Source organism: Phocaeicola vulgatus ATCC 8482, from assembly GCF_000012825.1.
In the GTDB taxonomy this organism is placed as follows: domain Bacteria; phylum Bacteroidota; class Bacteroidia; order Bacteroidales; family Bacteroidaceae; genus Phocaeicola; species Phocaeicola vulgatus.
Genome location: NC_009614.1, coordinates 3643130 through 3667850 on the forward strand (window position 1 = coordinate 3643130; position 24721 = coordinate 3667850).

20 protein-coding genes and 3 tRNA genes are annotated in these 24721 nt (G+C 42.7%); 7 read left to right on the plus strand and 16 right to left on the minus strand.

From position 1 onward, the window contains the following. Window positions 1–588 (plus strand): LutC/YkgG family protein, encoded by a 588-nt coding sequence (locus tag BVU_RS14515; RefSeq protein ID WP_005843426.1) that lies wholly within the window; start codon window positions 1–3, stop codon window positions 586–588. 101 nt (window positions 589–689) lie between these two features. On the opposite strand, the gene pflA is transcribed toward BVU_RS14515, so the two are convergent. Together pflA and pflB are read right to left on the minus strand one after the other, a co-directional pair. Continuing rightward, window positions 690–1418 (minus strand): pyruvate formate-lyase-activating protein, encoded by a 729-nt coding sequence (gene pflA / locus BVU_RS14520; protein ID WP_005843429.1) that lies wholly within the window; start codon window positions 1416–1418, stop codon window positions 690–692. 68 nt (window positions 1419–1486) lie between these two features. Further along, window positions 1487–3715, minus strand: coding sequence for a formate C-acetyltransferase (gene pflB, locus BVU_RS14525; protein ID WP_005847919.1), 2229 nt, complete (start codon window positions 3713–3715; stop codon window positions 1487–1489). A 195-nt stretch (window positions 3716–3910) separates the two neighbouring features. Here pflB and BVU_RS14530 point away from each other — a divergent pair, with 195 nt between their 5' ends. Then, a complete protein-coding gene (locus tag BVU_RS14530) occupies window positions 3911–4252 on the plus strand; it encodes an ISAon1 family transposase N-terminal region protein (protein WP_005844522.1) in 342 nt (113 codons plus the stop codon). Between the two features lie 10 nt (window positions 4253–4262). After that, window positions 4263–5231: an ISAon1 family transposase gene (locus tag BVU_RS14535; protein WP_418792646.1), complete on the plus strand. Its 969-nt coding sequence runs from the start codon at window positions 4263–4265 to the stop codon at window positions 5229–5231. 117 nt (window positions 5232–5348) lie between these two features. Here BVU_RS14535 and BVU_RS14540 read toward each other — a convergent pair. From BVU_RS14540 to feoB, 5 genes are all read right to left on the minus strand, one after another. Further along, window positions 5349–5421, minus strand: a tRNA-Glu gene (locus tag BVU_RS14540). Between the two features lie 355 nt (window positions 5422–5776). Then, window positions 5777–5863 (minus strand) — tRNA-Ser (locus tag BVU_RS14545). A 211-nt stretch (window positions 5864–6074) separates the two neighbouring features. After that, entirely contained in the window at window positions 6075–6248 is a 174-nt protein-coding gene (locus BVU_RS22840; RefSeq protein WP_005847918.1) for a hypothetical protein, read from the minus strand. A gap of 293 nt (window positions 6249–6541) precedes the next feature. After that, a tRNA-Cys gene (locus BVU_RS14550) sits at window positions 6542–6616 on the minus strand. A gap of 312 nt (window positions 6617–6928) precedes the next feature. After that, window positions 6929–9397 carry a ferrous iron transport protein B gene (gene feoB, locus BVU_RS14555; protein WP_005847890.1) on the minus strand — a complete coding sequence of 823 codons (2469 nt, stop codon included), beginning with the start codon at window positions 9395–9397 and terminating at the stop codon, window positions 6929–6931. A 120-nt stretch (window positions 9398–9517) separates the two neighbouring features. Here feoB and tilS point away from each other — a divergent pair, with 120 nt between their 5' ends. Then, complete coding sequence (gene tilS, locus BVU_RS14560; RefSeq protein ID WP_022509096.1) at window positions 9518–10822, plus strand: tRNA lysidine(34) synthetase TilS; 1305 nt, start codon at window positions 9518–9520, stop codon at window positions 10820–10822. A gap of 138 nt (window positions 10823–10960) precedes the next feature. On the opposite strand, the gene BVU_RS14565 is transcribed toward tilS, so the two are convergent. The 6 genes from BVU_RS14565 to dnaN form a co-directional block, all read right to left on the minus strand. Further along, the gene (locus BVU_RS14565) at window positions 10961–12661 is read right to left on the minus strand and encodes a serine protease (protein ID WP_011965800.1); all 1701 of its coding nucleotides are present in this window, start codon (window positions 12659–12661) and stop codon (window positions 10961–10963) included. 36 nt (window positions 12662–12697) lie between these two features. After that, window positions 12698–13465, minus strand: a complete 768-nt coding sequence (gene rlmB / locus BVU_RS14570; protein WP_005847884.1) for a 23S rRNA (guanosine(2251)-2'-O)-methyltransferase RlmB — start codon at window positions 13463–13465, stop codon at window positions 12698–12700. Between the two features lie 50 nt (window positions 13466–13515). Then, window positions 13516–15177 (minus strand): DNA repair protein RecN, encoded by a 1662-nt coding sequence (gene recN / locus BVU_RS14575; RefSeq protein WP_005843444.1) that lies wholly within the window; start codon window positions 15175–15177, stop codon window positions 13516–13518. Window positions 15178–15308: 131 nt separating this feature from the next. After that, window positions 15309–16505, minus strand: a complete 1197-nt coding sequence (gene coaBC, locus BVU_RS14580; RefSeq protein WP_005847882.1) for a bifunctional phosphopantothenoylcysteine decarboxylase/phosphopantothenate--cysteine ligase CoaBC — start codon at window positions 16503–16505, stop codon at window positions 15309–15311. Beyond that, the gene (locus BVU_RS14585; RefSeq protein ID WP_005843449.1) at window positions 16502–17278 is read right to left on the minus strand and encodes a 3'-5' exonuclease; all 777 of its coding nucleotides are present in this window, start codon (window positions 17276–17278) and stop codon (window positions 16502–16504) included. Before BVU_RS14585 ends, coaBC begins: the two co-directional genes overlap by 4 nt. A 51-nt stretch (window positions 17279–17329) precedes the next feature. Next, the gene (gene dnaN, locus BVU_RS14590) at window positions 17330–18454 is read right to left on the minus strand and encodes a DNA polymerase III subunit beta (RefSeq protein ID WP_005843451.1); all 1125 of its coding nucleotides are present in this window, start codon (window positions 18452–18454) and stop codon (window positions 17330–17332) included. Between the two features lie 153 nt (window positions 18455–18607). Between dnaN and BVU_RS14595 the strand changes: the two genes are divergently transcribed. After that, window positions 18608–18985 (plus strand): DUF3127 domain-containing protein, encoded by a 378-nt coding sequence (locus BVU_RS14595; RefSeq protein WP_005843453.1) that lies wholly within the window; start codon window positions 18608–18610, stop codon window positions 18983–18985. A 249-nt stretch (window positions 18986–19234) separates the two neighbouring features. On the opposite strand, the gene BVU_RS14600 is transcribed toward BVU_RS14595, so the two are convergent. Both BVU_RS14600 and BVU_RS14605 read right to left on the minus strand, forming a co-directional pair. After that, window positions 19235–20665, minus strand: coding sequence for a DUF4270 domain-containing protein (locus tag BVU_RS14600; RefSeq protein WP_011965802.1), 1431 nt, complete (start codon window positions 20663–20665; stop codon window positions 19235–19237). Between the two features lie 19 nt (window positions 20666–20684). Beyond that, window positions 20685–21509: a glycogen/starch synthase gene (locus tag BVU_RS14605; RefSeq protein WP_005843457.1), complete on the minus strand. Its 825-nt coding sequence runs from the start codon at window positions 21507–21509 to the stop codon at window positions 20685–20687. 351 nt (window positions 21510–21860) lie between these two features. Here BVU_RS14605 and panC point away from each other — a divergent pair, with 351 nt between their 5' ends. Both panC and panD read left to right on the plus strand, forming a co-directional pair. Further along, a complete protein-coding gene (gene panC / locus BVU_RS14610; protein ID WP_005843459.1) occupies window positions 21861–22709 on the plus strand; it encodes a pantoate--beta-alanine ligase in 849 nt (282 codons plus the stop codon). A gap of 21 nt (window positions 22710–22730) precedes the next feature. After that, window positions 22731–23081 (plus strand): aspartate 1-decarboxylase, encoded by a 351-nt coding sequence (gene panD, locus BVU_RS14615; protein WP_005843461.1) that lies wholly within the window; start codon window positions 22731–22733, stop codon window positions 23079–23081. A 246-nt stretch (window positions 23082–23327) separates the two neighbouring features. Here panD and BVU_RS14620 read toward each other — a convergent pair whose 3' ends face one another. Beyond that, window positions 23328–24686, minus strand: coding sequence for a transposase (locus BVU_RS14620; protein WP_011965174.1), 1359 nt, complete (start codon window positions 24684–24686; stop codon window positions 23328–23330). Between the last annotated feature and the right edge of the window lie 35 nt (window positions 24687–24721).

A 24721-nucleotide genomic window follows, 5' to 3' on the forward strand; every position in this document is an offset into this window, starting at 1 on the left:
ATGAGCAGCAGAGAAGATATATTGCAGAGCATCCGGCGTGCTACACATGTAAAATATGAGAAACCGGATTTAAAGCCATTGGAAGATATGGCATTGACTTATCCCAGTAAGGTAGAACAGTTTTATTTCGTCATGAAGCAAGTAGGAGGAGAAGCCATTTTTTTGGAAAAAGAGGAGAACGTGAATGATTTCATTAAAAAAGCTTATCCTGGAGCCAAACGCATCGCTTCTAATCTGAAGAGTATTACTTGTGCAACATTTAATCCCGATGATTTGGAAGATCCTGCAGAATTGAATGGGACGGATTTGGCTGTCATAGATGGAAAGATTGGGGTTGCGGAGAATGGTGGGGTATGGATAGAGCAGGATGTAAAGCAGCGTGCCATTTATTTTATTGCCGAAAAGTTGGTTATTCTTCTAGATAAGAATAAGATTGTGAACAATATGCATGAAGCATATAAACTGATAGATACAGGCGAATATGGTTTCGGAACCTTTATTTCCGGTCCGTCAAAGACAGCTGATATTGAGCAGGCCTTGGTAATGGGTGCTCATGGGGCACGGGATGTGATGGTAGTGCTGATATAAATATATTGTTTCTTATACATAAAAAGGAGATGAGGCGAAAATTATGGGGCTCATCTCCTTAACGGAACTTAAGTACCGGATAGACGGTAAGTTTGTCTTTTCTAATTTAAATATACGGTATTGAAATATTCACCAAATAACGTTTTGGCTGTTTCCAATTGTTCTAAAGTATTTTCTTTTATTCCGTTCAGTTTGTATTCTTTTCCCATGGCTTCATATTTGTGTACGCCTAATGTATGATAAGGTAGTATTTCTACTCTTTGAATCATGTGATAGTTCTTGAAGTGCTCTCCTAATGCCCGTATGTCTTCCTCAAAGGAACTATAGCCTGGAACTAATACGTAGCGCAACCAAAAAGGTTTTCCGTTTTTTTCAAGCCATTCAGCGGTACGTATGGTTTGTTCGTTGCTACGTTCTGTCAGTTGCCGATGACGCACATTATTAAATTCCTTGATATCTAATAATACGAGGTCTGTCCATTTTAGCAGTTCCTCTACTTCCTCATTCCATATACTGCCGTTGGTATCTATACAGATGTGGATGTTTTGTTCTTTTAACCGCTGGAATAACGGAATCAGTGCTTTTGCTTGCAATGTAGGTTCGCCGCCGCTGAAAGTCACACCTCCTTTTTTACCGAAAAAAGCTTTTTGGCTGACAGCCATACGCACAATTTCGTCTATTGCCGTTTCCGTACTTTCACCTTTGGTGTCAATTGTGTCGGGGTTGGCACAATAGAGACATCGGAAATTGCATCCTTGTAAAAATACGACTAAGCGTAAGCCGGGACCGTCAAACGTCCCCATTGACTCGTAAGAATGTACTCTGATCATAATGGTTTGTCTTTAAACTGGTAAGGGCAGGTTTAAAACCCGCCCCTACGATTAATGTATATGTGATGTTACATTCTTTCGTGGAAAGAACGGCTGATTACTTCCAGCTGATGTTCACGGCTCAATTTGATGAAATTTACGGCATAACCTGATACGCGGATAGTAAGTTGCGGGTATTTTTCAGGATGCTCCATTGCATCTTCCAGCATTTCACGGTTCAGCACATTTACATTCAGGTGGTGTGCCCCTTTGGTGAAATAACCGTCCATCATGGTTATCAGATTCTCTATGCGGGTTTCCCGATCCACTCCTAGTGATTTTGGTACGATAGAGAATGTGTTACTGATGCCGTCCTGAGCATCACGATAGCGTAGTTTGGCTACAGAACTCAATGAGGCGATGGCACCGTTCTTATCACGTCCGTGCATCGGGTTGGCACCCGGAGCGAAAGCAACCCCTTTGGCACGACCGTCAGGAGTGGCACCTGTTTTCTTACCGTACATTACATTGGAGGTGATAGTCAGCAGTGACAGGGTAGGACGGGCGTTTTTGTATACCGGATGTTTCTTTAATTCTTCACTGAAGAAATAAACCAAATCTACTCCTAAGTGGTCTACGCGGTCATCATCATTACCGAAGCAAGGATATGTATTTTCAATATCAAAGCCTTCAGTCAAACCTATATCATTACGTTTGGCACGTACCTTGCCGTATTTGATGGCAGACAATGAGTCAATGGCAATGGACAGACCGGCTACGCCATATGCCAGATTGATACGTGGATCGGTATCAATGAATGCCATTTGAGCCTTTTCGTAATAATATTTGTCATGCATATAGTGAATGATATTCATCGCATCATTATACACACGTGCAATCTGCATTAATACTTTCTTATAATTAGACCATACTTCTTCAAAGTTCAGCAAGTCTCCTGTCAATACAGGAATATCTTTCACCATTACAGTTCCTGTATTTTCGCAACGTCCGCCATTGATAGCTAGTAACAGAGCCTTAGCCAGATTACAGCGTGCCCCGAAGAATTGGATTTGTTTGCCGATAGCCTGATAAGACACACAGCAGGCAATGCCATAATCGTCACAGTTACGCACTTCGCGCATCAGCGTATCGTTTTCGTACTGTATGGAAGAAGTGTCGATAGAAACCTGTGCGCAGAATTCTTTGAAACCTTCCGGCAACTCCGGACTCCACAGTACAGTCATATTGGGTTCAGGTGACGGACCCAGATTGTATAGTGTTTGTAAGAAGCGGAAAGAAGTTTTTGTTACTTTGGTGCGTCCGTCGTTGAATCGTCCGCCGATAGATTCGGTCACCCAAGTGGGGTCACCTGCAAAGATGTCATTGTATGATTGCATACGCAGATGGCGGACCATACGTAACTTGATGATAAACTGATCCACTAGCTCCTGAGCGAATGACTCGTCAATTTTACCATGATCCAAATCATATTGAATATAGATATCCAGGAATGAAGAAACGTTGCCCAATGACATAGCTGCTCCATCTTGTTCTTTCACGGCAGCAAGATATGCCATATAAACCCACTGAACCGCTTCTTGTGCATTAGTAGCGGGACGGCTCAAATCGAGTCCGTAATATTCACCCAATATTTTTATTTCTTTCAGTGCTTTAATTTGTTCGGCTACTTCTTCGCGCAGGCGGATACGGGCATCGGTCATCGGACTGGTGATATTGCGCAAATCTTCTTGTTTTGCTTCAATCAGTCGGTCGATACCATACAGTGCCAAACGGCGGTAGTCACCAATAATGCGTCCGCGTGCATAGTTATCGGGCAGACCGGTCAGGAAACCGAGTGAACGGAAAGAGCGGATTTCTTCGGTATAAGCATCAAATACGCCATCATTATGGGTTTTGCGATAATGAGTAAAGATATCCTTTACTTTTTCATCTACTTCCACACCGTTTTCATGGCAGGCTTTTTCTACGACCTTGATACCACCGTAAGGTTTGATGGCACGGCGCAGAAGTTCGTCCGTCTGAAGACCTACAATCAGTTCGTTTTCACGGTCAATGTATCCTGCTTTATGTGAGGTGATAGTAGATACTGTTACATTATCAAGGGAACGAACTCCGTTATTGGCACGTTCTTCTTCTAGTGCCTTGAGGCATTCGTTCCACACTTTTTTAGTTCGCTCTGTGGGGCCTGCCAAGAATGAGGCATCGCCCTCATAAGGGGTAATGTTGGTATATACGAAGTCTGAAACATTAATTTCCTTACTCCACAATCCATCCTTAAAAACTTTGTTCATTTCCATACTGTCATTATTAAGATGATTTAGGGCTGCAAAGGTACTCCTTTTTTGTGAGCTATGCATCACTATTAGTAGGTATAATGCGAATACTTGTGCATTTTTAAGTATAAAGTAGTCAATAAATGAAAAAATGGGTCAATGTAAAAAGCTGAGGGGTAAATTTATAAATTGTTATCTTTGTCTCCAAATTCATAGCTTATGGAGTTAAACGGTTATCGCCTTCTTCTTCCTGAAGGCACTTTAGATTACTTTGATCTTGTTGATGTGAAGGAAAGCGTAAATGAAGTTGTGTTCTACCTTGAGGAGAAAAATATCGTTCCTGAGAAGTATACAGATCAGGATACTGAGAGTAAAGGCTTTTATGATCCTGTTATTGTTCAGGATTTTCCTCTTCGTGGCAAGAAGGTCTTCCTTAATATTCGTCGTCGTCGCTGGCTCTTAAAGAAGCATAATGAGTATATCTCTCGTAACTGGCGTATGGTGGCTGAAGGTACTCGTATGACGCAGGATTTTGCGTCTTTTTTAAAAGAACTATATTGATAGCTATCCGATCAGTTGCAAGCTCTTAGGTGTTTTATCTGGAGTTGACGGGGATTTATTGGAGCGTCAATACCGTAACCATCTAAGTGGTTATCTCCATTGGGACCAACTTGTTCATGCAGAGGATTGGCTACTATTCGAAAAGAATATCGGTGCTTATATCTGTATTGATGAAGTAGCCCTCTCGCGTGGGGAACTCTATACTGTACTGACCAATAAAGAAGCTCACGGTGGTAAAGGTAGTATGATTGCCATCATTAAAGGTACGGACGTTCATACGGTCACTTCTGTCCTGCTTAAGCTATCCCGTCGCCGCCGTTACCAAGTGCGCGAGATTACTTTGGATATGGCTCCTAACATGGAGCAGATTGCACGCATCTGCTTTCCTGCGGCCAAACGTGTTACCGATCGCTTTCACGTACAGAAGTTAGCTTATGAAGCGGTGCAGGAGATGCGGGTAAAAGCTCGCTGGGAGGCTTTGGATGAAGAGTCCACTCAGATTGCTTATGCAAAGGCCTGTGGAAAGATGTATCATGCACCTGTTTTCGCTAATGGAGATACAAGAAAGCAGTTGTTAGCGAGAAGTATTTATCTGCTTTACAAGAAGGAATCCTTATGGACTCAGTCTCAAAGAATACGGGCTGAAATTCTTTTCAAGGAATATCCCGATATAAAGAAAGGATATTATCTGTCTATGCGGTTAGGCTTAATCTATCATCAGTGTAAGTTTAAGGATATTGCTTTGACAAGGCTGGCAAGGTGGTATGATGAAGTAGATAAATCAGGGTTCCTCACCTTTGGAAGGGTCGCACGTTCTATACAAACACATTATCTGGATATAATCAATTTTTTTGAAAGGAGGGCAACCAATGCCGAAGCTGAGTCATTCAATGCTAAAATCAAAGCATTTAGAGCACAGTTCAGAGGAGTAAGAGATAGAGCTTTTTTCTTATATAGACTTGCTAAATTATATGCTTAAATATAAAATCCCTCAGATTGTTACGTTGACCCGAAAAAATGATAAGTACTCTTTTTATTTTAGTTTTATAAAAAAATAAAGCTAATTGGTGACAATAAACCAATTAGCTTCTAAAGGTAGCGGAACCGGGAATCGAACCCGAGTTTCAGCCGTGAGAGGGCCGCGTCCTAGGCCACTAGACGATACCGCCATCAGTTGCCCTTAACTCTTTTTCTAAGACGCTGCAAAGTTAAAAGTTTGTTTTTAATCTGCAAAATAAAAAATGATTTTTTTTGTGCTGTTACTATAAAATAGGAATTTAATGGTCAGTCCGAAAAAACTGTGGGTATGTTATGTTAATACGCGAAAGTAAGCTATCAGTGCGGTTGGATTAAAAAAAACAACCCAATGCGATTCTGATCGCAATCTACATAAGTTACTACTGGTTATCTTCCCTGAAGTTTTAATGAAGTATTTTGAGCCGTCTTTTTAGGGCTTCCGAAAGCCTTGATCTCAAATCATTGAAAAATAAAAGCGGGTCATAAACTACTTTTATGACCCGCTTGCGGAAGCTGGGGGATTCGAACCCCCGGTACGGTTACCCGTACGTCAGTTTAGCAAACTGGTGGTTTCAGCCACTCACCCAAACTTCCTTCTTTTCAGAAGCGTTATCTCTCAAACGCGGTGCAAAGATAAGGGGATAAATTGAATTATGCAAACATTTTGCTCTTTTTTTAGATATATTTTTTTGATGGAAGTAATAAGATGCTGATAGTGAAGTGCTAATGGATGGAATTAATTTTTCTCCCAAAAATCCAAACATTCTTTAGCCACCTTATTGGGCAATGGTATTTTTTGATATATTCAATGCTGTCGGCGGATAATTGAGAAATTTGGGTTAGCTAATAAACTATCTAGTTTATTATAAATGTCATTTTCTTCAGGGTATACGTTGATGATAGGATGAAGTCTGTCTTTGCCTAATAAGTTGTAATGTTCCTCTTCTGCACCTCCTACAACTATAATTCCTTTGCTCATGGCATATAATGCATTTTAATCCCAGGGGATAAGAATAAAGTTGATCTAACATTATATCGCACCCGTCCATAAAATATTCACATTCGTCATACGGGGTGAAAACGGTTTGTTGTTTGATTTCGCATGCAGATGGATGTCTGTAATATAATTTATAGAGGGAGCTATAAAGCCTCAACATCTCCAGTGGAGTCGCGGGGGTGGAAAGCCCACCCTTCTCTACTTCTACCACAGAGGACGTAAGTTGCTGAAAAACAAAAGGATTAGAAATTTTCATTCTAATCCTTTCTTGCTTTTGGAGGTTCCTGGCGGATTCGAACCGCCGTACACGGTTTTGCAGACCGCTGACTAAGCCACTCATCCAAGGAACCTTGTCGTTAGCAATCTTTGTTTCTCGATTGCGGTTGCAAAGGTACGACATTTTTTTTAATCTGCAAATATTCTGCTATTTTTTTCTCACTTTTTCTGCATTTTTTTCGCAACCGTACTTTGGCTTGTTCTGCATAGACTTCATGGCGCAGTCCGAACTACAGCATTCACACGGATTGCTATTGTTCTTTATGCGCTTGAAATACTGAAAGATACGTATGCTTATCCATATGGTGCAGAGGCATACAGTTGCAATAACTATAATTTGTTGTAACTCCATGCTTGATAAACAAATAATTTTAGGTTTAGGTTTATTAAACGATAAGACTTCCTATTTGAAATACAGTAAATGCAACAAGCCAAGCCAATCCAGTGGTGTATCCTGCTGTGAATATGGCCCATTTCCAACTGCCGGATTCTTGCTTGATTGCTGCGAAAGTGGCAATACAGGGGAAGTAAATCAATACAAACAGCATGTAAGCTAATGCAACCAGTGGAGTAATGGGGATGCGGTTAGAAAGATTCACATTTTCCACATCTCCTTCATTTGTGTATAATACTCCTAGTGTGCTTACTACCAGTTCTTTAGCACCCACACCTGAAATAAGTCCGATTCCTAACTTCCAGTCAAATCCTAGCGGTTTGATAACAGGCTCTATGGCTTTGCCTATTTGTCCGATATATGAATTTTCTTGTTGCTCAGCCACGCTTTCGTAAGCATCATGTTGTGGATAATACCCTAGAAACCAGATAATAATTGAGGCAATCATGATAATGCCTCCCATCTTTTTCAGATATTGTGCTCCTTTTTCCCATGTATGGCGCATGATACTTTTAGAGGTAGGCATACGATAGGGGGGGAGTTCCATCACAAATGGAGAATCTTCTCCTTTCACCAGAAATTTACTGAAAATACGGGCCATTATTACTGCCAATAAAATGCCTGCTGTGTAGATGCAAAGTAACATAAAGCTGGCGCAGTTAGGGAAAAAAGCACCTATCATAACTAAATATATGGGAAGACGAGCACTACAGGACATTAAAGGATTCACCAACATGGTGATTAGTCTGGACTTTCGGTCTTCTATAGTACGTGTTGCCATTATGGCAGGTACATTACAGCCGAATCCCATAATCAGTGGAATAAAGGACTTGCCATGCAGTCCCATCCGGTGCATTATTTTATCCATGATAAATGCAGCGCGTGCCATATACCCCGAATCTTCCAATATAGAAATAAAAAAGTATAATATGAGGATATTCGGCAGGAAAACGATAACACCGCCCACTCCACCGATAATACCATCTATCAGTAAGTCTTTCAAAGGACCTTCAGCCATATTGTTCCGTATCAGGTTGCCCAACTGGTCTACTAGCCATTCAATACCTTGCATAGGGTAGTCACCCAAAACAAAGGTTCCCTCAAACATGATGTAAAGGAACAGGAAAAAAATAGGATATCCCCAAATGCGATGTGTCACAATACTGTCTATCACGCGGGTTGTTTGTTCTTTTTCCAAATGATTGTCGGTGAATGTTTCCTTCAAAGCTCCGGTAATAAAACCATATTTAGCATCCGTAATAGCTTGCTCGCTGTCTTCGTTCATCACTTTACGGATACGTAAGGTTTCCTTGTTGCGTATCGCTATAATTTCTTTGCCATTAGGCAGTGTAGAGATGAAATTTTCTATTTCCTTATCGTTTTCCAGTAATTTGATAGATAGGAAGCGGGTGGAGTATTTATGGCGTATGTCTTCGTTTTGACTGATTGCTTTTTTTACTTCTTCGATACTGCGCTCCAGTTCAGGACCGTGGTTAATGTGAATATGGCGCATATATCCGCGTGGGCGGGCATCTTCCTCTTCTTTGTGGCTTCCGAATTCGTGGTCGGGTACATAGGTTTTGTGCCAGTCTCTCAGATCTTCCAGAATTTCAGAACGTATTTCGCCCTTTTGTGACAGGAAATCCCCGCCTTCGTAAATACCGATGATAACATGGAACAGTTGGTCTATGCCTTCACCCCGCCGGCAGACAGTAGGTATCATAGGCACTCCGATCAATTGGCTTAACTTGATGTAATCCAGTTTGTTGCCGCTGCTTTCCAGTTCGTCATACATATTCAGTGCGATGACCATACGCACATTCATGTCAATCAATTGGGTGGTAAGATAGAAATTACGTTCCAGGTTGGAAGAGTCTGCCACATTGATGATTACATCCGGAGTTTCTTCAATGATATGTTTGCGTACATAAAGTTCTTCCGGAGTATAGGCTGAAAGAGAATAGGTTCCGGGTAAATCTACAATACGGAAATGATAACCTTGGAAGTCGAAAAAACCTTCTTTGGCATCTACTGTCACACCACTGTAGTTTCCTACATGTTCATGGGCGCCGGATGCAATATTGAATAGCGAAGTCTTTCCACAATTAGGATTACCTACTAAGGCTACATTGATTGTACGGCGTTTGCCTTTTGCCAGTGCCACCAGTTCTGATTCGGACACGGGTACATCTTCTGTTATGGAACCATGGTAAGGGTTTTGCATCGTGCGTGCTTCCTGCTCGCTTACCACCTCAATCATATCTGCCTCTTGTCTTCGGAGAGAGATCTCGTAACCTAGTAGTCTGTATTTTATAGGGTCTTTCAAAGGGGCGTTCAAGATTACCTCTACGGTTTTTCCTTTAATAAAACCCATTTCAACGATTCGCTTGCGGAAACCACCGTGACCTAAAACCTTGACTATTACGCCTTTTTCTCCTGTTCTTAATTCGGATAAACGCATCTTGTTTTAAATTTTTCGCAAAGATAAGTTATTACTTAGAAGTATGCAAACTATTTAGATTGTTTTTAAATAAAGAACAGGCACTTTGTTTTTGTCTTGCAGAACCCTTATCTTTGTGTCATGTTTCATTGGAATATTCAGAAGTATATAGAGGAAAAACAACTTTTCACTTTGCATGATAAGGTGTTAGTGGCATTGAGTGGCGGAGCAGATTCGGTAGCTTTGTTGCGTGTCTTGCTTGTTTTAGGGTATCATTGTGAGGCTGCCCATTGTAACTTCCATCTTCGTGGTGAGGAGTCCGATAGAGATGAAAGGTTTGTCAATGAGTTGTGTAAAGGGCTGGGAGTGACTTTGCATGTTACTCATTTTGATACAGTCACTTATGCTTCAAGGCATCATGTTTCTATTGAGATGGCAGCTCGCGAAATGCGCTATGATTGGTTCGAACAACTGCGTAAGGAGAGGGGGATGGCTGTTATTGCCGTAGCCCATCATCGGGACGATAGTGTGGAAACTTTTTTATTGAATTTGATACGTGGCGCGGGAATCAATGGCTTGAAAGGTATCAGTCCGCATAACGGCTGCATTGTACGGCCTTTGTTGGAGGTGAGCCGTCAGGATATTTTGGATTATTTGCGTTGTTTGCGTCAAGGTTATGTTACAGACAGTACCAATCTGCAAGATGAATATATGCGTAATAAAATCCGTCTGAATATTCTTCCGATGTTGCGTGAGCTGAATCCTTCTGTCAGTGAAAGTATAGCTGAAACATCCAGACGTCTGACTGATGTTTCTCTTATATATAATAAGGAAATAGAGGCGGGGAAAGAAAGGGTGATGGAAAAGTCCGGCCATATTCTTATTTCTCGTTTGATGGAAGAGAGTGCTCCGGCGGCTTTGCTGTTTGAGATTCTTCATCCGTTAGGTTTCAATTCCGTTCAGGTAGGAGATGTATTCCGCAGTTTGTCTGCCCAGTCGGGAAAAAGATTCGTTTCTGCCGGATGGGAGGTGCTGCGCGACAGGACGGAGCTGATTATTCGCAGGAGGAAGCCGGCGGATGAGGAAGTGGAGGAAAATGTGCCCCCATTCCGGCTTGCAATGGAAACGCAGGAAATAATGCCGGACTTTGTCATCCCCAGGAATAAGAATACGGCCTGTTTGGATGCGGATAAGGTGGTGCTACCTCTCACGGTGCGTAAATGGAGGCAGGGGGATAAGTTTGTTCCTTTCGGAATGAAAGGGAAAAAGAAGGTCAGCGATTATCTGACAGATCGTAAGTTTTCTCTTTTCCAGAAAGAAAATCAGTATGTGGTTTGCTCAGCAGACCGGATTGTATGGCTGGTAGGAGAGCGTAGCGATGACCGTTTCCGGGTGACGGAAGATACGAAACGGGTACTGATTATACGGCAGTTGGAAGATAAGTAGAATTTTTTTCTTTCCTGCTTTTTCATGAATGACAGGGAATGTTTCCTGAAATCTTGTAGCAAAAATCCGCGAATCATGCAACAAGATTTCAGAAATCATGTAGCAAGATTCGCGGATTTCAGATGGAGCTTCCCGGTATTATTTGCAATACTTCTGTATCAGTCCGTCTACCACTTCATCGCCCAGTTCTTTTGCTTTGGCAAAATTTGCACAGGCTTCTTTGTTTTTCTTTAATTGTATCTGGCAGTATCCCAGCATACGATATGCGGCTGCGGCTTTCGGGTCTAAAGAGATAGCCTTTTCCAATGCTTCTATTGCTTCGTTATGTTGCCCTACACGTAGATGCACCGAACCTTTTTCCACCCACATGGCTATATCCTCAGGAGTCATTTCTATTGCTTTATTAATGTCGTTGATAGCTTGCTGATACATTTTACATTGTATTTCCGCCTGTTCGCGTTGCAGATAAAAGGCGGCTGTAACGCGTCCACCGATAGCATCATAAAAAGTATCATAATCTATTACCGCTTCACGGTATTTGCCTGTCTGGGCTTTTATCTCTGCCCGTTCATAGAAATAAGGAGCCGCTTCCGATGTATAAGGCTTGGTGAAACGTGCCACAGCACTATCCATCAAGGCAATAACCTCGTTCATATCTGTTCCTTCAATCAGTTGTTTGGTTTTGGCTGCCGAGTAAAATGTAGCGGCAGAGGCTATGGAAGACTGGTTCACTTTTTCATAAGCGGCGTATGCCTCAGGATATTTTTTCATAGCAAACAGAATGTCTCCCTCCAATTGTGTGTAAATGGGTTGGTTGTCGGCCTGCATGGCATCATGAATAATGGAGAGAGCTTTGTCGTAACTCCAGTCACCGTATGGTTTCTTGTCACCTAAAGAGATGGTGTACGAATAAATTAATTTAGCGATATTATATTGCGTTTCACTCTTGTTGGCTGTCACTTCCAGTGCTTTCTTCAGGTCAGCATCTGCCAAAGCGTTGTGTTCATCATCATTAAATCCCATATAAGTAGTGGCACGGCGTATATATCCGTCCGCGCTGTTGGGATATTGTTCCAGGAAATCGTTTAATGTGGTGATATATTCGTCCTGATTTTGTTGTGAAGATGCCATGAACAGGTACACCAGTGCTTGGTCTTCTGTTTCGGGCAGTCCTTTTTTGATGCCGATTTTATTCAGTGACATGTCGTTCAAAGAAAGGGCAGTGATGCTCAGCGAGGCACCGTATGTAGCTCCGATGGCATAACTTTCCTTGGCTTCATCCGATGCGTTTTTTTGGATTAAACCTAATACTTCTCCATTGGCATTCATAATAGGGCAACTTACTGTTTTTTCGTTGGTTGTCATTGCCAGTGTATAGTAATATGCCTTGTCGCCGATGGTGTCTACTTTGGTGACGGTCCCTGTCTGGCAGGTTGCCGCTTTTTGAGTCGAGTAGGGTAGCAGATAGACTGTTTCACCTACCGATGCCGGCTGTGATGCCGATTTTAATGCTATGGTCTTTTTATCGGTTTCAGTATTAAATTTTACGATGTCATACATGGAGTTGGCTCCCAAGATACGCAATACAGGCAATTCTTTACTGTCCGCATTAATGATTACTGCACGTTCGGCTCCTTCAAACAGGGTATAATCGGATAATGCCGTTCCATTTTCATTGATATAGAATCCATTTCCTGTATTCTTGATTTTGTTATCTTTATCGTATGTAACGATGGAAAAAACGGCTTTTTTAGCTTTGCCGGCCCACTTTGGGGTTGCTTGTGCATAGCTTAGCTGGGCGGCTATGCCGCATGCCAGTATCAAAAGTACTTTCTTCATGATATAGTTAGTTGTTTGTTAACGATGATACGGTATTTATAAAGCGGATGCCGTTTTGTCTTCTGTGAAGCCGCGTTGCTTTACAGCTTCATAAATCAGAATACCTGCGGCAACCGATACGTTCAATGATTCTATTTTACCCATTAACGGTATTTTGATCCATTCATCGCACAGGGAAAGGTGTTCGTAGGGAACACCTGTGTCCTCGGCTCCCATAATGATACATACAGGGTCTTTATAGTTTGCTTTGGTGTAATCATAATCACCTTTTTCCGTGGCTGCTACAATCTTGAATCCGCAGTCTTTCAGATACTTGATGGTATTAGTCAGATTTTGTTCGCGGCATACGGGAAGAGTGTGCAGAGCTCCTGCTGATGTTTTCATTGCGTCGGCATTGACACTGACACTGTTTTTCGAGGGAATAATAATGGCATCTGCACCGGCACATTCGCAGGTACGGGCAATGGCTCCGAAGTTACGTACATCGGTAATTCCATCCAGCATGACGAATAGGGGTGTTTTTCCTTCTTCAAACAGGAAAGGTACCAGATCTTCTGTTTTCTGGTAGGTGACAGAGGAGATGAATGCTACAACTCCCTGATGGTTTTTCCGGGTAATACGGTTAATACGCTCCACGGGTACACGCTGAACAGGGATGAGGGTATTTTTCAAGCAGGCAAACAGTTCTTTGGACAGTTCGCTCTGTATATCTTTCTTCACCAATACTTTATCTATCTCTCTTCCGGCTTGTATGGCTTCAATAACAGCGCGTACACCGAAAATCATTTCATTCTTTTCTAACATATTTAATAAGTGGTTAATGGTTAGTGACAGGTGGTTAGTGGTAATTGGCACTAGCCACTTATCAGCGCCTTTGCATTGTTCAGGGCTGCCTCTGTCAAGGTAGCCCCACTTAGCATATTGGCAATTTCTTTTACTCTTTCTTCATCAGTCAGGCGGCGGATGTGGCTGTTGGTGCCTGTTTCCGTATCTTCCTTATATACTTTATAATGAGTGATGCCGCGTGCTGCAATCTGGGGCAGGTGGGTGATGCTGATGACCTGACGGTTTTGTTTTCCCATCTCCTGCATGATGAGCGCCATTTTCTCGGCGATGGAACCGGAAACTCCGGTGTCTATTTCATCAAAGATGATAGTAGGCAGTTTCACAGCTCCGGCTATCATGGCTTTCAGCGAAAGCATGACACGGGCAATCTCACCACCCGATGCTACGGAAGCTACATTTTGTAATGTTCCATTCTTGTTGGCCGAAAACAGGAATGTCACACTGTCCATCCCTTTACTGTCCGGTTCCTTGCGCGGATTCAGTTCCACCACAAAGCGCACATTGGGCATACCGAGAGGAACCAGCAGGCTTTGCATCTGTCTTTCAATGTGCTTGCCCGATTGGGAACGGAGTTTTGTCAACACAGCAGCTTGCTTTATCACTTTGTCATATAGCGTTTCTTTTTGGGCGGTAAGTTCTGCTATACGGTCATCAAAAGAAGTGATGGCGTTCAGCTTCTCATGATAGTCGGTTTGCACGGCTATCAATTCCTCTATTGTTTGTACGTGATGCTTCTGTTGCAAAGAGTAGATTAAGTTCAGGCGTTCATTTACATAATCCAGACGGGTGGGGTTGAACTCCACTTCCTCCTGTGCGCCTGCTATTTCATGCGACAGATCTTTCAGTTCTATGTAACAACTGTCTAAACGCCCTATCCATTCCTGGGCACGTGTGTACACTCTCGCTATGTTATGCAGGGTTTGCATACATTCTTTGGTAGCGGACAACAGGCTGGCATCTTCCGAAGCCATTATTTGGTCCACTTTGTACAAGCCCGCTTTTATCTCTTCGGCATGATTCAAGGTTTCGGCTTCCTGTTCCAGTTCGGTTTGTTCTCCTTCCTGAAGGTTTGCATCATCCAGCTGTTCCAGTTGGAACCGGATGTAATCTTCATCCTTCCGGCTTTGCTCGGCTTGCGTTATGAAGTCGGCCAGCTGTTTGCATACGTTCCTGTACTCGGTATAAATATCCTTGTATGCTGAAAGTTCGTTGTCATCCTGTGCCAGGATATCCAATACATTCAATTGGAATCCCTCACTGTTGAGCAACAGGTTTTGATGCTGGCTATGTACATCTATCAGTTTCTCGCCCAGTTCCTTCATCTGCGCCAATGAGGCCGGAGTATCGTTTATGAATGCGCGGCTTTTACCTGATGCATATAACTCGCGGCGGATAATACATTCATCCGGATCATATTCCAAATCTCTTTGGGTAAAGAAAGGCTCCATCTGATAGGCGGAGATGTTGAAACGTGCTTCTACAATACATTTATTGGCGCCTTTCTTGATCGCTTTGATATCGGCCCGTTGTCCCAGTAACAAGCCGATAGCGCCTAGAATAATCGATTTACCGGCACCGGTCTCTCCGGTGATGACAGAGAAGCCGGGGGTGAAACTGATATCCAATGTATCAATCAATGCATAATTCTGTATATAGATAGATTGCAGCATATTCTTGCTCCTTTTTAATAATTTGCTGATTTGTCAATTTGCTAATTTGCTGCGCTGTTGTATTCCGCATGGTAATTAGCACATTAGCACATTAGCACATTGGCACATTGGCAACATGGCAAATTAAGAAATTATTTATTATTTACCAGTCTGTCAATAATATCCCTTGCTACTTCCTGTTTGCTTTTCAGCGGATAAGGAGTTGCTCCCTGACGGTCTATAATCGTTATTTTGTTGGTGTCACAACGAAACCCGGCTCCTTGGTCGTTCAATGAGTTCAGTACAATGAAATCAAGGTTCTTACGTTCCAGTTTTCTTTGTGCATTTTTTGTTTCATCATTTGTTTCCAAGGCAAATCCCACTAATGTCTGTCCGTCTTTTTTCCGGTTTCCCAGTGCGGCGGCAATGTCTTGTGTGGGTTTCAATTGCAGTATTAAATTATCTTTCTCTCTTTTGATTTTATGACCGGCTACGGTTTCCGGGGTAAAGTCGGCCACTGCCGCACACAGGATGCCGGCCGAAGCTGTAGGAAACTCGCGGATGGCGGCTTCGTACATTTCTCCGGCACTTTCCACATCTATGCGGCGGATGTTAGGGTGATGGGCCTGAATCGTTACCGGTCCGCTGATTAGCGATACTTCCGCTCCACGTGAAGCGCATTCCTCGGCAAGTGCGAATCCCATTTTTCCTGAAGAATAATTGCCGATAAAGCGTACCGGATCTATTTTCTCGTAGGTTGGACCGGCGGTAATGACTACTTTCTTTCCGGCCATGTCTTGTTGTTTGGCAAAGAAAGCTTCCAGAATTTCCACTATTTTTTCCGGTTCTTCCATTCTGCCTTTTCCTACCAGATGGCTTGCCAGTTCCCCTTCTGCCGGTTCTATAATATGATTTCCGTAAGAACGGAGCGTGTCCAGATTCTTCCGGGTGGAAGGGTGTGCGAACATATCCAGATCCATTGCCGGAGCTACGAATACGGGAGCTTTCATTGACAGATAAGTCGTGATCAGCATATTGTCCGCTATTCCGTTGGCCATTTTACCAATAGTGGATGCGGTAGCCGGAGCGATAATCATGGCATCCGCCCATAGTCCCAAATCAACGTGGCTGTTCCATGTCCCGTCACGCTGGGCAAAAAACTCGCTGATAACAGGTTTGCTTGTTAATGCAGACAAAGTGATAGGTGTGATGAATTCTTTGCCTGCGGGGGTAATCACGACTTGTACTTCCGCTCCCTTCTTAATAAGTCCGCGAATGAGTATAGCCGCTTTATAGGCGGCTATACTTCCGGTTATACCTAGTACGATTTTTTTTCCTTTCATACTCATTTCATCATTCCCGATTCACGTAGTCTGATTTTTGTCAGTACGTTTTTCGTGTTCAGCGTAAAGTCACCGTTCAGTATCCAGCTGTAGTAGCCCGGATCTTTTTGTAATACTTCGCTGACCGACATTCCTTTGTATTTCCCAAAATTAAAGACTTCCACGCCTTTGTCATCATAAACAATGCGTCCGGCGAAATCTACGTTCTTGTTGAAACTTGAATATTCGGCTAGAAATGCCATATCGTTTTGCAATTCTTCCGGATAGCGGTCCAATTGGGATTTCAGTACTTCGTATGTGGCACGTGTGTCGGCTTCGGCTGTATGGGCATCTTCCAGATTCTTTCCGCAATAGAATTTATAGGCGGCAGACAGGGTGCGCTGTTCCAGTTTGTGATAAATCACCTGCACGTCAATGAATTTTCGTTTCATCATGTCAATGTCTACTCCTGCGCGCAGGAACTCCTCGGCCAGAACCGGAATGTCGAAACGATTGGAATTGAAACCGGCAAGGTCACATCCCTCAATGTCCCGGGCTATCTCTTTTGCCACTTCCTTGAAAGTAGGGCAGTCCGCCACATCTGCGTCATAAATACCGTGGATGGCAGAAGATTGTTCGGGAATATGCATTTCCGGATTGATACGCATGGTCTTCGTTTCTTCGTTGCCGTTTGGGTACACCTTCAGATAGCATATTTCCACTATTCTGTCTGTGTTTATATTTGTTCCCGTTGTTTCCAAATCGAAAAAAACAATAGGATTCTTCAAGTTCAATTTCATTTTCAGCTTGTATTATATATTGTTTTTCCGCCACATGGTGGCGTGTTGTTTTTAGTCGTTCAGCATCATAGGCATCAGCAGCATCAGCAGGTCTTCTTTTTCTTCCTGTTCTACAGGAACAATAACACCCGCACGTGAAGGATCAGCCAGTTCGAAAAGTATTTCCTGTGCCGAGATATTGTTTAAAATATCGATCAGGAATGTTGATTTAAAGCCGATGCTCATGGGGCTTCCTGTATATTGGCAAGTCAGTGTTTCTTCTGCTGAGGTGGAGAAGTCTATGTCTTGTGCGGAGATCTGGATCTGATTTTCACTGAGGCGGAGTTTTATCAAACTGCTTGCTTGTGATGAGAATACAGATACACGGCGGAGCGCACTGATCAGCATCATGCGGTCAATGGTGGCCTTGTGCGGATTATCCTGCGGAATTACTGAATTATAATTGGGATAGCGTCCTTCGATAAGACGGCATATCATGCTGTAGTTTTCTAATGTAAACGTAGCGTTACGGTCGTCAAAATCAATTTGCACATCTCCTTGTTCTTTCGGCAACAGGTTCTTCAGCAGGGTTGCCGGTTTCTTGGGCAGAATGAAAGCGGCTTTTTCATCGCCGTGTGCCACAAATGTTTTATTGCGTACTAATTTGTGCCCGTCTGAGGCTACGAAAGTGATGTCTTCGGTAGTGATATCAAAATAAATACCATTCATTACCGGACGTAACTCGTCATCGGCAGTAGCGAACAAGGAACGGTTGATACCCGCCAGCATCACCGGAGCGCCCATTGTTACGTGTACCGCATTTGCGCCTAATGCGGGAGCCTGCGGATATTCGTCGGCATTTTGTCCCATCAGGCTGTATTTACCATTCTGATATTGTACGGTGATTTCCAGATTCTCTGTATTTACCAGGAAAGTCAGTGGTTGTTCGGGTATTTCTTTCAGGGCTTCGAGTATGGTTTTTGAAGAAACGGCAAAGCGTCCGTCACCGTCACTTTCATTTACTTCCAAAGAAGTGGAGAGGGTCGTTTCGCTGTCAGAGGCAGTGAGCGACAACGTTCCGTCAGTCAGTTCCATTAAGAAACAATCAAGAATAGGTAACGAATTTTTAGAGTTGATTACTCGGCTAATAGCTTGTAAATGACTGAATAATCCAGTACTTGAAACGATGAACTTCATAGTTTTATATTATTATATTTATATTCTATATCTCTATATTCATTTAACTGCCAAAGTTACGAAAAGATTATGGTTCAAGCGCAAAAAATGGCGAAAAAATTAGTTTACTCGCAAGGAAAAGTGTACTTTCGTGGCGAATTTAAATAACGTAATATGGAATTAGCAGGAAAAGTAATAGCAGTCCTCGAACCGAGAGGAGGAGTTTCAAAGACAGGAAATGAATGGAAAGTACAAGAATACGTAATTGAAACGCATGATCAATATCCTAAAAAAATGTGTTTTGACGTATTTGGAGCAGATAAGATAGCGCAATTTAATATTCAGGCAGGTGAAGAGTTGAATGTGTTTTTTGATGTGGATGCCCGCGAGTGGAATGGTCGTTGGTTCAACAGTATCCGTGCGTGGAAAGTAGAGCGTGTGGGTGCCCAGGGACCTGTTGCACCGGATGCTCCGTTTCCTCCCATGAATGCTGCTCCCGCTGCACCGGTAGATTTTGCCGCGACAGACGAGAAGGATGATTTGCCTTTCTAGGGGATAGAGGATTCCCATAAACATAAATAAGCCGGCAGAATCCGTGAAAAGGATTTTGCCGGCTTATTTTATATAGTCTGTTTTTATGGTCATTCTCAATCATGGTGTGAAGTGTTGATGGGATATTTGCGTTCCATGAATTTCCATTTATCATCCGGTGTGGTATGATTACGGTGGAGTAAATTAAACAGGCGGAAACTATATTGCTGTAGTTGCCGCCTGTTCTTTATTTGGTTAAATAAAAAAGTCTTAAAATGTAGTGTAGAAGATTTGCATTTTCAGCTTATTCTCAGGATTCGTTCCACCTTTTAACATAGCGCTTTCCATACCTAAGCTGTTGGATATTTCAACTATTTCATTGTTTGAATTGGATACTGCTTTGACAGGTATGATGACAACTCTGTTCCAGTCCGGATTTTCAGCGTCCCATTTTTTTCCGTCTTCTTCCTTTTCAGGATCTCCACCTGCTGCTGTTATGCCTTTTTTCCGTTCCTCAATACAGTAAGTGATTAAGGGAGCGATGTTGGTAAAGGTGTATGTATTGTTACTGCTGCTATATGAACTTAAGAAAGAAGTCTTGTTGTCGATAATCTTGTTTTCTTCAAAGAACGAGAACATATCTTTCTTTCTGACCATCAATACATATTGGGGGATGCCCATTTTGTATTTGGACTCTTTCTCGTTGTAGCGTGTGAACGATACATTTACACCATTTAGCGTATCTCTTTTATGTTCATTGTAAATCTCTGCAATGGGGAAAGTCGCTTCTGTAAAAATACCTGCCGGACTTTTGAGGTAAGTATGGTCCGGATCTTGGGCTAACTCTTCCAATCTGCTACCGTTACTGAAGTGGTTGGCTTGTATCACTTCCTTGGTTGCTCCAAAGAAATAGGACTTGTAAACCAACGAATCCCGCTTGCCGGAAGAACTTTCTATCAGGGCTTCAAAATTAAGATTCAGGCTTAAACCGTCAATGTATAAAATGGTTCCGTCGCCATGAGTACAGCGAATGTAAACTCCCTTTAATACATTCTTGATAAAACTTTCAGGAGTCTTGAAATACTCTTTGTTCTCCTTGTATTTGTTGAAGATGTGATCGCCTAATGAATTGGGCAATTTGATAGTCTGTATAATTGTTCTTTGCTTGACACCGCTGCTTGTGGTTGTAGTTTCATCTTTGCTTGTAGACGGACCTACTGCCGAATAGGCTTTTACAGCGATAGGCTTTCCTTTTTCGTTGTAATAATCTTTAGGATCCACACTGGTATAGAAAGTACTTAGTTCTTTTTCAGGAATAACCTTGTCCAATGTGTCAACCTGTAAGCGCATGGCATTCAGTGAGTCACCAAAGAAAGACCCGTATTGCAGACTTATATTTACTCCGATGACTTTGGTCAGCTCTTCTTCAAATTTGAAGTTGTCCATACAGGTGAACTGTGCTATAAAGTCGGCAGTAAATTCTCCAAATTGCTCATCGGTATATCGTCCTAAATATGCAGTACTGGTACGTGCATAAACAGAGTCGGCCAACAGAGATTTGGTGGTAAACTCATAACTGTCTGTATTTGCCGGAATCTTATCTCCACCGGGGATAAGATCAGTCCCGATGCCGGTTGTTGAATCATCGCAACTATAAATAAGTGCAGCCAACAACAATGCGCATAAGTATTTGATTTTCATCTTTATTATTCTTAGTGAGTTATTTCTTTTCAAACTCCCATACTTTGTCATAGAACTCATTGAAAGCATCTACATAGGTATCGGCAGGCTGATAGTCGAGCACGGGCACACCCGATTCACGGGCGAACTTCATGACATTCTCGTTCACTTTTTCGCTGTTTTGTATCACACCGTCGGAGTAGGCAATGGCCAGTTTGCACAGCTCCTCGTAATTTGCCGGAGATTTGACGATGCTTTCCACATCATTCTTTTCAATGCCTTTCAGCATGAGTTTTTCAGTCAGATTACCTTCGCAGTCCGATTTGAAATCATCTTCAAACACCGAAAATACTACTTTTGAGTCTCTGAATGACGGTTCATCCTGATAAGCCTTCTTGATATAAAGAGGTACAAATGCACTCATCCACCCTTGGCAATGGATAATGTCCGGACACCAGCGTAATTTCTTTACCGTTTCCAATACGCCGCGTGCATAAAAAATAGCACGTTCGTCATTGTCTTTGTATTCTACACCGTTTTCGTCAGCTACCATTTGGCGGTGCTGGAAATAGTCGTCATTGTCAATGAAGTAAACCTGCATACGTGCAGCTTGGATAGATGCTACCTTGATAATCAGCGGATGGTCCGTATCGTCTATGATTAAATTCATGCCGGACAGGCGGATGACTTCGTGTAATTGGTTTCTGCGCTCATTGACATTGCCCCATTTTGGCATAAAAGTTCTGATTTCTCTGCCTTTTTCCTGAATAGCCTGAGGAAGAAATCTTCCCATGTTTGCCATTTCGGATTCGGGAACGTAAGGGGTAATCTCTTGTGTAATAAATAAAACTTTATTTGCCTTCATCTTAACTTTTTGTTGCTCATAATCATTTTGCAAAGATATAAAAAAAATAGATGAGAGTGGCAAGAAACGAGGAATAATAATTCCTTATGATATGTTAAGTGGCTGGTAATTAGTAATTAGCAGTTGGAAGTTAATGGCCGATGCCTTGCGGAATTAGGTGAAAAATGGGAAAGAACAGGTGGCCGGCCGGTGGCTGAAGAGGGCTTATTGCGCCATATCTGCAAGCTATTAACCACTTATTACTAACCACTCATCATTAATTAAAACTCTTTTTTTCTTCGTTATCTCCCAAATAATGGTTTACTTTGCAGCCGTTTTAAATGAAACTACTCAAACAAAAGAGATAAAAAGATGAAGTTAGTTCAAACAATCAAAGAGCTTCAGTCAGAGCTGGATGCCCTGCGCAGTGAGGGAAAGACAATAGGTTTGGTACCTACGATGGGTGCACTCCATGCCGGACACGCTTCGTTGGTGAAACGTGCTGTTGCAGAAAATGATGTAGTGGTGGTAAGTGATTTTGTGAATCCTACCCAGTTTAACGACAAAAATGACTTGGCAAAATATCCGCGTACATTGGATGCCGATTGTGAATTGTTGGAAAAAGTAGGGGCGGCTTTTGTTTTTGCTCCGTCTGTAGAAGAGATTTATCCTGAGCCTGATACCCGGCAGTTCAGCTATGCGCCGTTGGACACAGTGATGGAAGGCCGTTTCCGTCCGGGACATTTCAATGGAGTATGCCAGATAGTGAGCAAGCTGTTTATGATTGTAAATCCTACCCGTGCTTATTTCGGTGAGAAAGATTTCCAGCAGTTGGCTATTATTCGTGAAATGGTGAAACAGATAGGGTTCAACGGACTGGAAATTGTAGGTTGTCCTATTGTGCGTGAGGAAGACGGGCTGGCATTGAGCAGCCGCAATGCACGGCTTTCTGCGGTGGAGAGAGAGTATGCGCTGAATATTTCGCAGACTTTATTTAAGAGTTGTACTTTTGCAAAATCTCATCCGGTCGCTGAGACTCAGAAGTTTGTAGAAGATGCGATTGCTGCCGCTCCGGGTTTGCGTCTGGAATATTTTGAAATAGTAGACGGCACTACGCTTCAGAAAATAACGGATTGGGAAGATACGGATTATGCAGTAGGTTGCATTACGGTATTTTGCGGAGAGGTACGTTTGATAGATAATATAAAATATAAGGGATAGTGATCGTTAACCATTAGAATTATGATGATTGAGGTATTAAAGTCGAAACTGCATTGTGTCCGTGTAACGGAAGCCAATTTGAATTACATGGGTAGTATTACGATTGACGAGGACTTGATGGATGCCGCCAACATGATTGCCGGCGAGAAAGTGCACATTGTGGATAATAATAACGGCGAGAGGTTTGAAACTTATATTATTAAGGGTGAGCGCGGTTCGGGATGTATTTGTCTGAATGGGGCTGCTGCCCGGAAAGTACAGGTGGGTGACATTGTGATTATCATGTCATACGCCATGATGGATTTTGAGGAAGCTAAATCGTTCAAGCCGACGGTGGTTTTCCCTGATTCGGCGATGAACAAGATTGTATAACGATATTTTTGTTCGGTAATCCAAAAGCCCGGTAGACGTGAGTCTGATACGGGCTTTATTTTTTTAGGGATATTCAGTAAATGTCTCTAAAAAATAAGATGGCATATGAAGATGATAGGGCATGACCATTTCATATGCCATTCTTATTGTCATTTTTCCGTGCTTTCTCACATACTTCTATCCGACAGGACATGACGTTCCGGAAGAAGTCTGATGACCTCTTCTGATTCTGTGAGTAAAATCATATCATGCTGCTTTAGCTGTTTTGTTTCTGATTTTTTCTATCATCAGTATGGCATTTGCCGTATGTATTCCAAAGAAAATCCACAGTATTTCCGTCTTCCTGTTTCTGGCCTTTATCCTTGAGAGCGAGTAATGTTGCTTTTGAGTGCCGAAGCTTCCTTCAAGCCGTGTTGCCCTTTCTTTTGAGAGTTCGCTTCTAAGCACCTTCCTCAAAGGCTCATCTTTGGCCGCCCTTCCCTTGCGCACAAAGGATGTGGATATCCCATATTTTGTACAGAACTTTCTGTTGGCATTATTGGCATATATGGAATCGGCAGCCACACATCTTACCCTTACATTCATAAGCTTCTGCTGCATACGGATACAGTCCTTCAAGCGTATACCCTCATTGAATGCCTTGAACGAGAGGTGTTCGATGAACGATATGCCGTCTATCTGTATATTATTGACCTTTGCACCGAACTCGACGGACTTGTTTTCCTTGCCTCTGACGATGGGACGTACATAATGACGGTCAATGCTGACGATGCGGTCACTGACTTTCCGCCCTTCAAACATTTCCTTTTCTTGTACAAGCACCTTTCTGATGATGGAAAGACGCTTATGATAATCCTGGGTATATCGGAGTAAAGCACCGTACTCGCTATGGATCCCATCCCTTTGACTGAGGAGCTTTTCAAGAAGCTTGATCATACGGCGCTTAAGCATTCTTGTCCTTGAAGCTCTCCTCTTTCTTTTCTTGCAGTAGGACAGATAGGATTCCGCCACATTCCTGTATTTGTTGCGCGGACGCCTTATGCCCAACTCCCTGCAATGCCGGCATATATGCCTGTAGAGCCATTCGAGGCTTTCCCAAAGGAGTTTCATGTCCGTAGGAAAACGCATGTGGCTTTCATAGCATGTGGCATCGGTCATGCAGACGTGAAGGTTATCAAGATAAGGTTTCCAGTGTGAAGCCAGGAGCTCCTGGAAAGAATCAATGTCAAGGCGGGATGCTATCTCATTACGGATGGCACTGACTATCTTGAAGTTGGTTATGGGAAGGGACGGGGGAATCATAATTCCACAGAAAATCTGGTAGTGTATGTTCCCGTTCAGATGTTCCACCAGTTGCCTGTCGGAGAATCCGGTGTATGCCTTCAGGACCATAAGGGCGATCTTTGCGGAAGGACTGAATCTGTTCCTGCGTCCCAGGCGCCGGTCCGACAGGCCGGCGGCTTTTGCCATACATTCAAACGGAAAGACCGAATGAAGCTTGCCAAGCTCACTCTCATTAAAACTCTTGCGGTATTTTTCCAGAATATCAAATTCTGTAAAACCCAAAGTAGGGTGAATTTCTGAAATATTCACTATCTTTGCCATATCTTATTAGTTTGGATATTTCCCCCGTTTTGGCC